At 35.2% G+C, this 15,185-nt stretch carries 12 protein-coding genes; 6 read left to right on the top strand and 6 right to left on the bottom strand.

The features are described 5' to 3' along the window. Window positions 1–70: 70 nt before the first annotated feature. The 5 genes from B0I10_RS10365 to B0I10_RS10345 form a co-directional block, all read right to left on the bottom strand. Window positions 71–637 carry an anthranilate synthase component II gene (locus B0I10_RS10365; RefSeq protein ID WP_112086445.1) on the bottom strand — a complete coding sequence of 189 codons (567 nt, stop codon included), beginning with the start codon at window positions 635–637 and terminating at the stop codon, window positions 71–73. Window positions 638–643: 6 nt separating this feature from the next. Further along, window positions 644–2,044 (bottom strand): anthranilate synthase component I family protein, encoded by a 1,401-nt coding sequence (locus B0I10_RS10360; RefSeq protein ID WP_112086444.1) that lies wholly within the window; start codon window positions 2,042–2,044, stop codon window positions 644–646. Window positions 2,045–2,310: 266 nt separating this feature from the next. Continuing rightward, entirely contained in the window at window positions 2,311–3,264 is a 954-nt protein-coding gene (locus B0I10_RS10355; protein WP_112086443.1) for a transketolase family protein, read from the bottom strand. Window positions 3,265–3,266: 2 nt separating this feature from the next. Further along, window positions 3,267–3,890 (bottom strand): hypothetical protein, encoded by a 624-nt coding sequence (locus B0I10_RS10350; protein WP_112086442.1) that lies wholly within the window; start codon window positions 3,888–3,890, stop codon window positions 3,267–3,269. A 9-nt stretch (window positions 3,891–3,899) separates the two neighbouring features. Continuing rightward, window positions 3,900–4,748 carry a transketolase gene (locus tag B0I10_RS10345; protein ID WP_112086441.1) on the bottom strand — a complete coding sequence of 283 codons (849 nt, stop codon included), beginning with the start codon at window positions 4,746–4,748 and terminating at the stop codon, window positions 3,900–3,902. 191 nt (window positions 4,749–4,939) lie between these two features. Between B0I10_RS10345 and tgt the strand changes: the two genes are divergently transcribed. The 6 genes from tgt (at window position 4,940) to B0I10_RS10315 (ending at window position 12,205) form a co-directional block, all read left to right on the top strand. Then, window positions 4,940–6,070 (top strand): tRNA guanosine(34) transglycosylase Tgt, encoded by a 1,131-nt coding sequence (gene tgt / locus B0I10_RS10340; RefSeq protein ID WP_112086440.1) that lies wholly within the window; start codon window positions 4,940–4,942, stop codon window positions 6,068–6,070. 47 nt (window positions 6,071–6,117) lie between these two features. Continuing rightward, window positions 6,118–7,194, top strand: a complete 1,077-nt coding sequence (locus B0I10_RS10335) for an LptF/LptG family permease (protein WP_112086439.1) — start codon at window positions 6,118–6,120, stop codon at window positions 7,192–7,194. After that, window positions 7,181–8,068: a DMT family transporter gene (locus tag B0I10_RS10330; protein WP_112086438.1), complete on the top strand. Its 888-nt coding sequence runs from the start codon at window positions 7,181–7,183 to the stop codon at window positions 8,066–8,068. Before B0I10_RS10335 ends, B0I10_RS10330 begins: the two co-directional genes overlap by 14 nt. A 101-nt stretch (window positions 8,069–8,169) precedes the next feature. Further along, window positions 8,170–9,123 (top strand): acetyl-CoA carboxylase carboxyltransferase subunit alpha, encoded by a 954-nt coding sequence (locus tag B0I10_RS10325; protein ID WP_112086437.1) that lies wholly within the window; start codon window positions 8,170–8,172, stop codon window positions 9,121–9,123. A 140-nt stretch (window positions 9,124–9,263) separates the two neighbouring features. Further along, entirely contained in the window at window positions 9,264–10,808 is a 1,545-nt protein-coding gene (gene dnaB / locus B0I10_RS10320) for a replicative DNA helicase (protein WP_112086436.1), read from the top strand. 212 nt (window positions 10,809–11,020) lie between these two features. Further along, window positions 11,021–12,205, top strand: coding sequence for an asparagine synthetase B (locus B0I10_RS10315; RefSeq protein ID WP_394336192.1), 1,185 nt, complete (start codon window positions 11,021–11,023; stop codon window positions 12,203–12,205). 84 nt (window positions 12,206–12,289) lie between these two features. On the opposite strand, the gene cphA is transcribed toward B0I10_RS10315, so the two are convergent. Continuing rightward, window positions 12,290–14,914 (bottom strand): cyanophycin synthetase, encoded by a 2,625-nt coding sequence (gene cphA, locus B0I10_RS10310; RefSeq protein WP_112086434.1) that lies wholly within the window; start codon window positions 14,912–14,914, stop codon window positions 12,290–12,292. Between the last annotated feature and the right edge of the window lie 271 nt (window positions 14,915–15,185).

Genomic DNA, 15,185 nt, shown 5'->3' with positions numbered 1-15,185 from the left:
AACGATTTTTAAACCTGACAGGTTTCAAAAACCTGTCAGGTTTCTCAGGTAACGGTCAACAGAAGGCCGACTAACTTTCCAGCCAATTCTCCAATATCTTCTTCCCATGCGGCGTTAAAATGCTTTCCGGATGGTATTGAACACCTTTTACATCGAGCGTTTTGTGTCGGATGGACATGATTTCGCCGTTTTCATCTACGGAAGTGATTTCTAAATCGTCGGGAAAATCATCGGCATTGATGACCCAAGAATGGTAGCGTCCGACTTCAAATTCAGTTGGCAAATCCTTAAAAAGACTATCTTCTTTCTGTAGTTTTACTTTAGATGAAACACCGTGATATACTTTTTCTAAGTTGATTAAGCTTCCACCAAAAACTTCGCCAATGGCTTGCTGACCTAAACAAATACCGAGAATACTTTTAGTAGTAGCATATTTTTTGATGACATCTAATAACAAACCCGCTTCTTCGGGAATTCCCGGACCTGGCGAAAGGAGAATTTTGTCGAATTTTTCTAATTCATCCAATTCAAATTCATCATTTCTATAAACGGTCACTTCGGCATTCAACTCTTCTAAATAGTGAACCAAATTGTAGGTAAAACTATCGTAGTTGTCAATGATTATAATTTTTTTCATCTTAGTTTATATTTTTTCTGCCATTTCTAAGGCTTTTGTTAATGCATTTAACTTGTTATAGACTTCTTGCATTTCATTTTCTTCCGAAGAACTTTCTACAATCCCGGCTCCGGCTTGGTAATGCAATTGATGATTTTTACTCAAAAATGTGCGAATCAGAATTGCGTGATTGAAGTTACCATTAAAATCCATAAAACCAATGGCTCCACCGTAAAAACTTCGGTTAGTATTTTCAATCTGATCAATCAGTTGCATGGCTTTGTGTTTGGGTGCTCCTGTGAGTGTTCCTGCCGGAAACGTGGAAGCAACGAGATCCATCGTTTTGGCTTCGGGTTTTAGTTTGCCTTTTACTTTGGAGACTAAGTGAATGACATGTGAAAAAAATTGAATTTCTTTGTATTTTTCAATTTTTACTTGATTGCAATTTCGACTTAAATCATTTCGAGCCAAATCGACTAGCATCACGTGCTCGCTGTTTTCTTTGACATCTTCGGCTAATTTTTTGGCTTGGATGGCATCATTTTCATCATTTCCGGTTCGTTTGAAAGTTCCTGCAATGGGATGAATTTCGGCTTCACCATTTTTTACAATCAAATGCGCTTCGGGCGAAGATCCAAATAATTTAAAATCGCCATAATCAAAATAAAACAAATAAGGGGAAGGATTGACGTTTCGTAAAGCACGATAAACATTGAACTCATCACCTTTAAAACCCTGCGAAAATCTACGGGATAAAACCAATTGAAAAACATCACCACGATGACAGTGTTTTTTCGCTAAAGAAACATATTCTTTGAAATTTTCATCGGTTAAATTGGAAACCGAATCTCCCACTTTTGCAAAGGAAAAGGATGCGAAGTTTTTCACTTGAAGCAGTTGCTCGATTTCTTCAATATTGGATTGATTATCTAGGCTATGGCAAAATAAATACGCTTCGTTTTTAAAATGATTGATGGCAATAACATTTTGATAAATGACATAATACATTTCCGGAATTGCCAACGTGTTTTCTTTCGGATTGATTTCTACTTTTTCAAAATACTGAACGGCATCATAACTCGTGAATCCGAATAAACCGTTATAGGCAAACTTTAAATCGGGACCGGAAACATCAAATTTTTGCATGAATTGTATCATTTCATTCGTAACAACAGTGTTTTTATCGATGGTTTGTTTCTTTGTAGTTCCATCAGGAAAAAGCGTTGTGATTTGATTATTTTCAACCTTAAAACTCGCAATCGGATTGCAGCAGATGTACGAAAAACTATTATCGCTCGCGTGGTAATCGGAACTTTCCAATAAAATACTATTCGGAAATTTATCTCGAATTTTTAGATAAACACTCACCGGCGTGATGGTATCGGCTAAAACCGATTTGTAAGTTGTATTTAATTTATATTGCTTCATAGTGTGATTGAATTAAAAAGAAAAAGGGCTTGTCGTGTTTGACAAGCCCTTTTGAATATTTTGAAAAATAAATCTACAGGTAGCTAGCTCACGACGTTTGACGTAAGTTGTTCCACCACCAAGAAGTATTTAATACCGTGTTCATTGTTTTATTTTGAATTGCAAATGTAGGGATGTAAATTTAATATCCAAACCATTTTTTTAAAATTAAGCATAAAAAAATCCTAATTTTTCAGAATTGGGATTTTTGAGGTAAAAAAGGTAATCTATTTTCTGCTTCTGACTTTCTCTGCTTTTGCAATAATTGCTTCGGCATTCAATTGGTATTTTTCCATCAACTGAGCAGGTGTTCCACTTTCACCAAAGCTATCTTGAACTGCTACATATTCTTGTGGAACGGGACTGTTTAATGATAATGTTCTGGCAACACTTTCGCCTAAACCGCCTAAAATATTGTGCTCTTCAGCAGTAACTACGCAACCCGTTTTAGCAACCGATTTTAAAATAGCCTCTTCATCTAATGGTTTAATGGTATGAATATTAATTACTTCGGCAGAAATTCCCTTCTCTTCCAATTTTTCAGCAGCAAGCAAAGCTTCCCAAACCAAATGACCGGTCGCGATGATGGTTACATCTGCACCTTCATTTAACACCACTGCTTTTCCAATGATAAATTCACCATTTTCAGGGGTGAAATTGGCTACACTCGGACGACCAAAACGTAAATAAACCGGACCGTGATGGTCTGCAATAGCCAACGTTGCTGCTTTGGTTTGGTTGTAATCACACGTGTTGATAACAGTCATTCCAGGAAGCATTTTCATCAAACCAATGTCTTCCAAAATTTGGTGTGTTGCACCGTCTTCACCTAAAGTTAGTCCGGCATGCGAAGCACATATTTTTACATTTTTATCAGAATAGGCAACCGATTGACGAATTTGGTCATAAACTCTTCCCGTAGAAAAATTAGCAAAAGTTCCTGTAAAAGGAATTTTTCCACCAATAGTTAATCCGGCCGCAATACCAATCATATTGGCTTCCGCAATTCCGATTTGAAAAAAACGTTCGGGATGATTTTTTTTAAAATCATCCATTTTTAATGATCCGATTAAGTCGGCACAAAGAGCCACTACTTTTTCGTTTTTTTGACCAAGTTCGGTCAAACCTGCACCAAAACCGGAGCGGGTGTCTTTATTTCCTGTATTGATATATTTTTTCATTATTATTGTACTTTCAGTTGTGTGTTAATTTTTTGTAATTTAGTTAATTGATATGTTTCTTGTTTTTTATCATTATGATAAACTGTCAATTTTTTAGGTAAAGGGATAGAGAATTCAAAATCAGTATTTGAAAAATAACCATGACAAAAAAGATTTAGAAAGCGTTGATCTATTAGAATGTTATTTTTTTCATAAACTATATCAAAGGCTTTACTTAATTTTTTCTTTTTTGGATTATTGAATTTTAAGAGATTAACTTCATTTGTAACGCTATCGATCTTTTTTTCTGTTGATTCAAAATGATATTCTTTAAAAGTTTTGTTTTTTTCTTTAAGCAAATAGCTTGTACTTTCTAAATAAGTAAATTTCATACCCAAATCATCATTTGAAACCAGAAAGTGATGTGATTTCAAATTTTTACTATCACGTATTACTCCAGAAAGCTTATTGTTAAAATCAAAGTAAAAAGAAAAGTAATAATCACTTGAATTTTCATTAAACATAAAATATTCTCTTGTATTATTTTCAACATTTTCATATTCAATATATTTATCAAAGTAATAATCACTTTCTTTATTAGAAAATGTTGAAAAAAATATTATTGATATAAAAAGTAAATATTTCATTCTAATAACCTAATAATCACCTAAAGTGGCTAGATTTTGTGCCAAAGCATTAGCTAATTGCTCATCATTTGGAGCTTTTCCGTGCCATGCGTGGGTGTGCATCATGTAGTCAACACCATTACCCATTTCTGTGTGTAATAACACGCAAACTGGTTTACCTTTACCTGTTTTGGCTTTGGCTTCTGTCATTCCTGAAATGATAGCTTCGATGTCATTTCCTTCTTTGATTTCTAAAACATCCCATCCAAAAGCAACAAATTTTGCTTTAATATCACCCATTGGCAAAACTTCGTCGGTTGCACCGTCAATTTGTTTTCCGTTTAAATCGATGGTAGCAATGTAATTATCCACTTTATAAGCCGAAGCATACATTATCGCTTCCCAATTTTGACCTTCTTGTAATTCGCCATCACCGTGAAGCGAATAAACTAAATGTGAATCATTATTTAATTTTTTTGCTAAAGCAGCACCGATAGCAACCGACATTCCTTGCCCAAGTGAACCTGATGCCACGCGAATTCCGGGTAAACCTTCATGCGTTGTAGGATGACCTTGTAGTCTTGAATTAATTAACCGAAAAGTTGCTAATTCTGATACCGGGAAATAACCACTTCTGGCTAAAACACTGTAAAAAACAGGAGAAATGTGACCGTTTGATAAGAAAAATAAATCTTCATTTTTTCCATCCATATCAAAACCTTCTTTTCTGTCCATTAAAACTTGGTATAAAGCGACAAAAAATTCTGTACATCCCAAAGAACCTCCTGGATGACCGGAGTTTACGGCGTGAACCATGCGAAGAATGTCTCTTCTGACTTGTGTTGAAAAGTCGTTTAGTTGTTGTGTGTTGGGTTTCATTTTTATGATAAAAGTTAAACTTCGGCAAAGGTAATTCAATTATTATACTTTGACTAATTCGTATTCGTTGAATTTGTGAAAGTTTTCAAGATAAATTGTTAGTAAACCTGAGCTTGTCATCTATAAATTATTCATAAAACAGACGCAGGAAATATGAATTCTTATATCTTTGCCAACTGTAAAAAAAAGATATGAAGTTTGATTTATTGACGACTGATCCTCATTCGCAAGCCCGTGCCGGTTCGATTACTACCGATCACGGTGTGATTGAAACACCCATTTTTATGCCGGTAGGAACGGTTGCTTCAGTAAAAGGTGTGCATCAACGCGAATTGAAAAATGATATTAATCCGGATATAATTTTAGGAAACACGTATCATTTATACCTTCGACCTCAAACCGAAATTCTAGAAAAAGCTGGTGGTTTACATAAATTTATGAATTGGGATCGCAATATTTTGACCGATAGTGGCGGTTATCAGGTATATTCGCTTTCCTCCAATCGAAAGATTAAAGAAGAAGGGGTGAAGTTTAAAAGTCACATTGATGGTTCCTACCATTTCTTTTCACCTGAAAATGTAATGGAAATTCAACGTACAATTGGAGCTGATATTATCATGGCTTTTGACGAATGTACGCCTTATCCTTGCGATTACAACTACGCCAGACGTTCGATGCACATGACGCATCGTTGGTTAGACCGATGTATTAACCACCTAGAAAAACTTCCTTTTCAATATGGTTTTGAACAAACTTTTTTTCCAATTGTTCAAGGAAGTACATACAAAGATTTACGTCAGCAATCTGCCGAATATATCGCCAATGCAGGAGCACAAGGTAATGCAATTGGTGGACTGTCAGTAGGCGAGCCTGCAGAAGAAATGTATGCAATGACCGAAGTGGTTACGGCTATTTTACCGCAAGATAAACCTCGTTATTTGATGGGTGTAGGAACTCCAATCAACATTCTAGAAAATATCGCGTTGGGAATTGACATGTTTGATTGCGTTATGCCAACCAGAAACGCCCGAAACGGAATGCTTTTTACAGCAAACGGTTCCATCAACATCAAAAATAAAAAGTGGGAAGATGATTTTTCTCCTATTGATGAAATGGGAATTACTTTTGTTGACACCGAGTACACAAAAGCCTATTTACGTCATTTATTTGCGGCAAATGAGTATCTTGGTAAACAAATTGCAACCATTCACAATCTAGGATTTTATATGTGGTTGGTTCGCGAAGCCAGAAAACACATTATAGCAGGAGATTTCAAAGTTTGGAAAGACCAAATGGTTAAGCAAATGAGTCAACGTTTGTAATAATCAGTAAATGAATCATCAAAAAATAGAACTTTCCAATTTTCAGTATGAAAATAATTGATAAATACATCCTCAAACGATATTTAGCCACTTTTACAGTGATGCTTTTGTTGTTCATACCGATCGGTATTGTGATTGATGTAGCTGAAAAAATCAATAAAATTCTGGAAAGTAAAGTTCCGTTTTCTGCTGTTGCTCTTTATTATCTAGATTTTACGATTTATTTTGCTAACTTACTTTTCCCTATATTTTTATTTTTATCGGTCATTTGGTTTACTTCAAAATTAGCGAATAACACAGAAATTATAGCTATTTTGAGTTCCGGAATTTCATTCACTAGGTTTTTGAGACCTTATATTATAGGAGCAACTATCGTATCTGTTTTTGCCTTGTTAATGGGATTCTTTCTGGTACCCAAAGCCAGTAAAGGATTTAATGATTTTAGGTATACTTATCTAAAAAGCAATAGAGAAGTAAGGCAAAATTCGAATGTATTTCGTCAAATTAGCGATGATGAGTTTTTGTACGTAAGTAATTTTAATTCAGTTTCAAAAACCGCTTTCAATTTCACTTTAGAAAAGTTTAAAGATGAAAAATTAGTTTACAAAATCACCGCTAATCGACTAAAATGGAATGAGAAAGATAGCACTTATACCATGTTTAATTATCAAAAAAGAAAAGTTGGTCCTTTGGGTGATATTTTAGAAAAATCCGAAAAAAGAGATACCGTTTTTACTTTTGATTTAGAAGATTTAACGCCCGTTATTTATATTGCAGAAACACTGACTTTACCCGACTTGGTTCGATTTATTGATAAAGAAAAAGCGAGAGGAAATGCAAATATCAATACGTATCTTGTTGTTTTGTATCGTAAATACAGCTTACCTGTAACCGCATTTATCCTAACCATTATTGCCGTTTCAGTGTCCTCTATGAAACGAAGAGGAGGTATGGGGGTCAACCTTGCTATCGGAATCGTAATTGCATTTACCTATATTTTCTTTGATAAGATTTTTGGAACTATGGCAGAAAAGTCAAGCATTCCGCCTTTGTTAGCCGTTTGGTTTCCCAATTTTGTTTTTGGTTTATTAGCTATTTATTTGCTCAGAAATGCAAAACGATAACGTAAAAAGTTATTTACACCTTCATTTAATCGTCTTTATTTGGGGATTCACCGCCATTTTGGGAGAATTGATTTCTTTGGATGCACTGCCATTAGTTTGGTTTAGAATGTTAATGGCAGTTGGTTTTATCGTTCTTTTTATGTTCTATAAAAAAACCGATTTAACTATTCCTCGCAAAACAATGATGGTTTTTTTGTTTTTAGGATTAGTGATTGCTCTCCATTGGCTTACTTTTTTTAAAGCAATTAAAGTTTCTAATGTTTCTGTAACGTTAGCATGTTTATCAACAGGAGCATTTTTTACTTCATTTTTAGAACCAATTCTATATAAAAGAAAAGTAATTTGGTACGAAGTTTTCTTTGGATTACTTGTTGTAGGCGGACTTTATATTATTTTCAATTTTGAAGGAGATTATTATTTAGGAATTATTTTAGCGTTAACCTCTGCATTTTTATCAGCTCTTTTTTCTGTGATTAATGGAAAATATGCCAAAATGTATGATTCAACAGTTATTTCGTTTTACGAACTTTCCGGCGGCGTTCTTTGTTTTTCAGTTTATCTTTTATTAACGAATAGTTTTTCAAAAGAATTTTTTATTCTACAACCTTCCGATTGGCTTTACCTGATTATTTTGAGCTCAATTTGCACAGCTTATGCCTTTATTGCTTCTGTAAAAGTTATGAAATTTATCAGTCCTTATACTGTAATGCTAACTATTAATTTAGAACCTATTTATGGAATAATTTTAGCCTTGCTTATCTTTAAAGACAAAGAAAAAATGAGTCCTGAGTTCTATTTAGGAGCAATAATAATTCTTTTAACAGTAGTTTTGAACGGAATTATAAAGTACAGACTTAAAAATAAACGCGATTAATTTTTTACTTTTTTTTAAAACTTAACATTAAAAATAACTTTTCTTAACAAGATAAAATTCTATCTTTGCTAATCAAACTAAACTAAAATCTGTCGAAACCTATGGAATATTTAGATTTTGAACTTCCTATCAAAGAATTGGAAGATCAATTGGACAAATGCCAAATTATCGGTGAAGAATCGAATGTGGATGTTACCGCAACGTGCAAACAAATTGAGAAAAAATTAGAAGAAACTAAGAAAAAAATATACAAAAATCTTTCCGCTTGGCAACGTGTGCAATTGTCGCGTCATCCAAGTCGACCTTATACAATGGATCATGTGAGAGCTTTGTGTGGCGGAACGTTTTTGGAGCTTTTTGGCGATAGAAACTTCAAAGACGACAAAGCGATGATCGGTGGGTTAGGAAAAATTGGTGGTCAATCGTTTATGATTGTGGGTCAACAAAAAGGTTTTAATACCAAAACCCGTCAGTTCAGAAATTTCGGAATGGCAAATCCTGAAGGATATCGAAAAGCTCTTCGTTTAATGAAAATGGCTGAAAAATTTGGAATTCCTGTTCTAACTTTAATTGATACTCCCGGAGCTTATCCGGGTCTTGAAGCCGAAGAACGTGGTCAAGGTGAAGCCATTGCCAGAAATATTTTTGAAATGTTACGTTTAAAGACGCCAATTATTACCGTTATTGTTGGCGAAGGTGCTTCCGGTGGAGCATTAGGAATTGGAGTAGGAGACAGGGTTTATATGCTGGAAAACACATGGTATTCCGTAATTTCTCCGGAATCATGTTCGTCCATTTTATGGAGAAGTTGGGAATACAAAGAGCAAGCTGCCGAAGCTTTAAAATTAACTTCCTACGACATGAAAAAACAGAAGTTGATTGATGAAATTATTCCAGAACCGCTTGGAGGGGCACATTACGACAGAGAAACAACATTCAAAACTGTGGAGCAATATATTATCAAAGGATATAACGAATTAAAAGATTTATCAACAACCGAGTTAGTAGCTCAAAGGATGGATAAATACAGTAAAATGGGCGAGTTCAAAGAATAATTCTTACATTATTATACTTAAAATCCGAAGCCCTGAACTTCGGATTTTTTTTGGGTTATTAACAATAAAATTTAGTTGTTAACATCCTTTTACTAACAAATACTTCAGGCAATTTTTTATATTATAGTTACTTTAGCCAAATGGAAAATTTACGAAATATTAACCCAATTAAAGTTGATAAAACAACGATAATTAATTTAGAAAAAGGAAAGCTACCTCCACAGGCTCTTGACTTAGAAGAAGCCGTGTTGGGTGCGATGATGATTGATAAAAAAGGGGTTGATGAAGTAATTGATATTCTACAACCGGATGCGTTTTACAAAGATGCTCATAAACATATTTTTGAAGCGATAGTTCAATTGTTTACAGATACACAACCCATTGATTTATTAACCGTTTCGGCACAATTAAAACGAAATGCAAAATTAGATTTGGCAGGTGGTGATTTTTATCTGATTCAGCTTACACAAAAAATTTCTTCTTCGGCTCACATTGAATTTCACTCTAGAATCATTTTACAGAAATTTATTCAACGCAGTTTGATCAAAATATCTTCCGAAATTATTGAAGAATCCTATGACGAAACCACCGATGTTTTTGATTTATTAGACAAAGCCGAATCAAAATTATACGAAGTAACACAAGGAAACATCAAACGAAGTTCAGAAACTGCACAGAGTTTAGTTATCCAAGCAAAAAAAAGAATCGAAGAAATTGCTAATAAAGAAGGATTGAGCGGAGTAGCTACCGGTTTTGATAAATTGGACAAAGTAACTTCAGGTTGGCAACCCAGTGATTTAATTATTATTGCGGCTAGGCCGGGGATGGGGAAAACGGCATTTGTACTTTCAATGGCTCGAAATATGGCCATCGATTTTCATCAGCCTGTTGCAGTTTTCTCGTTGGAGATGTCTTCTGTTCAGTTAATTACGCGTTTAATTTCCTCCGAAACAGGATTGTCTTCCGAAAAATTAAGAACCGGAAAATTGGAAAAACACGAGTGGGAACAGTTGAGTGTAAAAGTAAAAAACCTCGAAAAAGCACCACTTTTTATTGATGATACGCCTTCACTTTCTATTTTTGATTTACGGGCAAAAGCCAGACGTTTGTCATCGCAGCACGGAATAAAATTAATAATTGTCGATTACCTTCAATTAATGACTGCCGGCGGTGGTGGAAAAGGTGGCGGAAATCGTGAACAGGAAATTTCAACTATTTCTCGAAATTTAAAAGCATTAGCAAAAGAATTAAGCGTTCCCGTGATTGCATTGTCGCAGCTTTCTCGTGCGGTTGAAACCCGTGGTTCCAGTAAAAGACCTTTGCTTTCCGATCTTCGTGAATCGGGAGCCATTGAGCAAGATGCCGATATTGTATCATTCATTTATCGTCCGGAATATTACAAAATTGATGAATGGGATGATGATGAGCGTTCGCCAACAGAAGGTCAAGCCGAATTTATCATCGCTAAACACCGTAACGGAAGTTTAGAAAATATCCGTTTGAAATTCATTGGAAATCTTGGTAAGTTTGATAATTTAGATGATTATTCATCCGGTTTTGGTGATTTACCTTCACGAATGAATGCGGAAGAAACCACCTTTATTACCAAAAATCTTCCTTCTGCCAATGAAGCTTTTGGTAGCAATATGAATGCGGAAGAAGACGATTCGGATGTACCGTTTTAAAATTTTACCTTATAAGTCATATAATCATCAACTAATTTATGTGACTTATAAGGTTATTAATTTTATCATTTTCTTCACACAAAATCGTTTATCTTTGACTTAAGAACTTTTTTTGCCAACTAAAAAAATTGCAGATTTTGAAAAAAACGATTTTTTACTTATTTATATTTTTAATTTCCTTCACGGTAAAAGCCAATTTCATCCTTTTGCCGATGGATGAAAGCACGCAACAAAATCATTTAAAAGCCTACGGAATTACGTATTGGGCTTTAGAAAATGATTATAAAGCCAGTTGGTTACTCAATTATCGAGGTGGTTCGTTTTTATTACCGGATGCTCCTGAAATTAGAAAAGAATGCCAAATTCGAGGCGTTTCTTTTGAACTTTTATCAGAAGGTCAAGCCAATCAAATTTTGGAAGAAATAAGTAGTCCATCCCAAAATATGGAATCGGTGGTGTTGGAAAAAGCTCCTAAAATTGCGGTTTATACTCCAAAAGGAAAACAACCTTGGGATGATGCCGTGACATTGGTTTTAACGTATGCCGAAATTCCGTTTAAAGCGGTGTATGATGAAGAAGTCTTATCTGATCAATTGCTTTTGTATGATTGGTTGCACTTGCATCACGAAGATTTTTCCGGTCAATATGGTAAGTTTTTTGGAGCTTACCGAAATGCACCTTGGTACATTGAGCAGAAAAAAGAAGCCGAAGCTTTGGCCACTAAATTAGGTTATTCCAAAGTGTCAGAGTCTAAATTGGCTGTAGCCAAAAAAATTCGTGATTTCGTCATTGGAGGCGGATTTATGTTTGCGATGTGTTCGGCAACCGATAGTTTTGATATTGCTCTTTCTGCGGAAGGCGTTGATATTTGCGAACCGATGTTTGACGGCGATGAAAGCGAGCCCAATTATCAATCCAAAATAGATTACTCCAGAACTTTCGCTTTTAAAGATTTTATTTTGGAAAGAACACCAACTGTTTATGAATTTTCAGACATTGATATGACCACAAAAAGACGAATTCCGATGGAAAAAGATTATTTCACGCTAATGGAATATTCTGCCAAATGGGATCCGATTCCAACAATGCTGTGTCAAAATCATACCATGTTAGTCAAAGGTTTTATGGGGCAAACCACTTCTTTTGATAGCGATTTAGTAAAATCGCACGTTTTAGTGATGGGACAAAATCAGTACAACAGCGAAGCTCGTTACATTCACGGGACTAAAGGAAAAGGAATGTTTACCTTTTTTGGTGGCCACGACCCGGAAGATTATCAACATTTAGTAGGCGATGCTCCAACCGTTCTAGATTTACATCCGAATTCACCTGGTTACCGATTAATTTTAAATAACGTTTTGTTTCCGGCGGCTAAGAAAAAGAAACAGAAAACGTAATGTTCTAAAAGCAAAAAAATCCAAAATTAAAGTTTAATTAATTTTGGATTATTTTATTCAAGTTTGTCGAACTTTTACATCAAATCAACTCAAATTCTCTTCATTTTCCTTATCCAAATATTCCTGAACAATTCCAATGGCATTGGTAACCACATCACTTAAAGCGGTGATAAACGTTCCGTCATCAGCAATATTAATGGCGTGTTTGATGGCTTCAATTTCTTTAGGAATAATTTCGTAGGTAACCGGTCGATTTGCTTTTTGAATTCCTGTTAATATTAAATCTATAATTTCTTGTTCAGTTCTTCCACGCAAGTGTTTTTCTTGACGGATAATAATATGGTCAAACATTCTACCGGCAATTTCAGCACAATCACGAATATCTTCATCTCTACGATCACCCACACCTGCAATAATTCCGATTTTTCGGGTAGCTTCCATATTGCTCAACAAATCTTCGATGGCTAAATATCCAGCCGGATTATGAGCAAAATCAATCATGACTTTGAATCGTTTGAACTCAAAAATATTCATTCTTCCCGGGGTTTGAGCTACACTCGGAATAAACGTTTGCAAGGAAAGACTAATGTCATCCGTTTTAAATCCATATAAATAACTTGCCAGAGTGGCAGCCAACACGTTTTGAATCATAAACTTCGCTTTTCCACCCAAAGTCAGTGGTATATGAAGTGCTTTTTCGATTCTAATTTTCCAATCTCCTTTTTTAACGGTGATGTATCCATTTTCGTAAACGGCGACAATTTTTCCTTCTTTGCTGAGTTTTTTGACTAGTGGAGTATCTTCATCCATCGAAAAATAAGCAATATTGCAACTCAAATCGTTGGCAATTTTCATACAATATTCGTCATCGGCATTCAAAATTGCCCAACCGTCTTTTTTTACACTTCGCACAACGACGCCTTTTACACGTGCCAAATCATCCAACGTATCAATGTCATTTAATCCCAAATGGTCTTCACGAATATTGGTAATCAAAGCGATATCACATCGATTAAATCCTAATCCGGATCGAAGAATTCCACCACGAGCTGTTTCTAAAACGGCAAATTCAACCGTTGGATCTTTCAAAATGTATTCAGCACTAATTGGACCTGTCGTGTCACCTTTTTCCAACATGTGGTTTTGAATGTAAATTCCATCCGAGGTTGTAAAACCAACTTTATACCCATTATTTTTTACAATGTGGGCTAACAGTCGGGTAGTAGTCGTTTTTCCGTTCGTTCCCGTAACGGCAATAATCGGAATTCGACTTGGTTTTCCCGGAGGATAAAGCATATCAATTACCGGTGCAGCTACGTTTCTTGGCAATCCTTCTGATGGAGCTAAGTGCATTCTAAATCCGGGAGCGGCATTGACTTCCAAAATTACACCGCCATTTTCTTTTAATGGTTGCGTCAAATTTTCTGCCATAATATCGATGCCGCAGACATCTAAGCCAATAACTCTCGAAATTCGTTCGGCTAAAAAGATATTTTCGGGATGCATCATATCGGTTACATCCACCGAAGTTCCACCTGTACTTAAGTTTGCAGTAGATTTTAAATAAACCGTTTCGCCATTATTTGGAATGGTTTCTAACGTATAATTCATTTTTGCTAACAAATCAGTTGTGTCTCTATCAACTGTAATTTCCGTTAACACATTTTCGTGACCGTAACCTCTTTTTGGATCTAGGTTGGTAATGTCAATTAATTCTTGAATTGTTTTTTTTCCATCGCCCACTACATGAGCAGGAACTCGTTTAGCGGCCGCAACCAGTTTATTATCAATCACTAACACTCTAAAATCAAATCCGGTGATGAATTTTTCAACAATCACACGACGGCTGTACTTTTTGGCATGAGCCAAACCTTCTACTGCATCTTCCCAAGTCACAACATTAATAGAAGCACCTTTTCCGTGATTTCCATCTAACGGTTTAATCACTATTGGATAGCCAATTTTTTTGATTGTTAGCTCTAAATCTTCTTCATCCACACAAATTGAACCACTGGCAACAGGAATAGAAGCCATGTCTAACATACGTTTCGTTTCTTCTTTGTTGCAGGCAATATCCACAGCAATGTTACTGGTTTTGCAAGTAATTGTGGCTTGAAAACGCATTTGATTTACGCCGTAACCTAGCTGAACTAAAGAATTTGTTCCCAAACGAATCCACGGAATATCTCTGGAGACAGCTTCTTCCACAATACTTCCCGTTGATGGACCAAGTCGAACTCGTTCTCTAATTTCCTTCATTTTTTGAATGTCCGTTTCCAAATCATAATCGGTTCCGGCAATTAATGCTTCGGCAATTCTAACTGAACTTTCTGCGGCAAACATACCAACGTTTTCCTCCGTATAACTAAAAACAACATTATAAACTCCCGGAGTTTTGGTTTCTCTGGTTCTTCCAAAACCGGTTTCCATTCCGGCAAGGGTTTGAATTTCAAGAGCTATATGTTCAATGACATGTCCCATCCATGTCCCACGTTCAATTCGCATAAAAAATCCGCCACGAACACCTTCGGAACATCGGTGTTCAATCATAGTGGGAAACATGGCTTCAAGTCGTTCTTGAAATCCTTCAATTTTATTGGTTGGGAATTGTTCCATCTCTTCCAAATCCAATCGCATTTGAATTAATTTTTTTCGTTGAACACTCCAAATATTTGGTCCGCGAAGAGCTTGTACTTTTAATATTTTCATAAACTTAGGTTGACAGAAAGGTTAGTTTAGTTTTTTGTAATGATTTTGTTAAAAATAAGAAATATTTGTTCTACTAAAATATATTTTTTGCGTGGTTTATCAAAATTTATTTGAAATGGCATTAAAAATCGATTTTTATATTTGATTTTCAGAATTTTAGAGCTTTCATTTATTTATAGATAGCTTGTTCATTTCTGTTATTTTTAATGAATTAATTGTTATTTGCAGAATTCATTTTCAGTAAAACTTCAATTTAGTTTTAAGATTTTGT

This window comes from Flavobacterium lacus (genome assembly GCF_003268815.1).
GTDB lineage: Bacteria > Bacteroidota > Bacteroidia > Flavobacteriales > Flavobacteriaceae > Flavobacterium > Flavobacterium lacus.
Note: the sequence above shows the minus strand (reverse complement) of the source record. Positions and strands in the feature narration are given on the sequence as shown.

Excerpts from the sequence above, each read along its gene's own strand:
- B0I10_RS10365 (WP_112086445.1), bottom strand. The coding sequence starts at position 637 with ATGAAAAAAATTATAATCATTGACAACTACGATAGTTTTACCTACAAT.
- B0I10_RS10360 (WP_112086444.1), bottom strand. The coding sequence starts at position 2,044 with ATGAAGCAATATAAATTAAATACAACTTACAAATCGGTTTTAGCCGAT.
- B0I10_RS10355 (WP_112086443.1), bottom strand. The coding sequence starts at position 3,264 with ATGAAAAAATATATCAATACAGGAAATAAAGACACCCGCTCCGGTTTT.
- B0I10_RS10350 (WP_112086442.1), bottom strand. The coding sequence starts at position 3,890 with ATGAAATATTTACTTTTTATATCAATAATATTTTTTTCAACATTTTCT.
- B0I10_RS10345 (WP_112086441.1), bottom strand. The coding sequence starts at position 4,748 with ATGAAACCCAACACACAACAACTAAACGACTTTTCAACACAAGTCAGA.
- tgt (WP_112086440.1), top strand. The coding sequence starts at position 4,940 with ATGAAGTTTGATTTATTGACGACTGATCCTCATTCGCAAGCCCGTGCC.
- B0I10_RS10335 (WP_112086439.1), top strand. The coding sequence starts at position 6,118 with ATGAAAATAATTGATAAATACATCCTCAAACGATATTTAGCCACTTTT.
- B0I10_RS10330 (WP_112086438.1), top strand. The coding sequence starts at position 7,181 with ATGCAAAACGATAACGTAAAAAGTTATTTACACCTTCATTTAATCGTC.
- B0I10_RS10325 (WP_112086437.1), top strand. The coding sequence starts at position 8,170 with ATGGAATATTTAGATTTTGAACTTCCTATCAAAGAATTGGAAGATCAA.
- dnaB (WP_112086436.1), top strand. The coding sequence starts at position 9,264 with ATGGAAAATTTACGAAATATTAACCCAATTAAAGTTGATAAAACAACG.
- B0I10_RS10315 (WP_394336192.1), top strand. The coding sequence starts at position 11,021 with ATGGATGAAAGCACGCAACAAAATCATTTAAAAGCCTACGGAATTACG.
- cphA (WP_112086434.1), bottom strand. The coding sequence starts at position 14,914 with ATGAAAATATTAAAAGTACAAGCTCTTCGCGGACCAAATATTTGGAGT.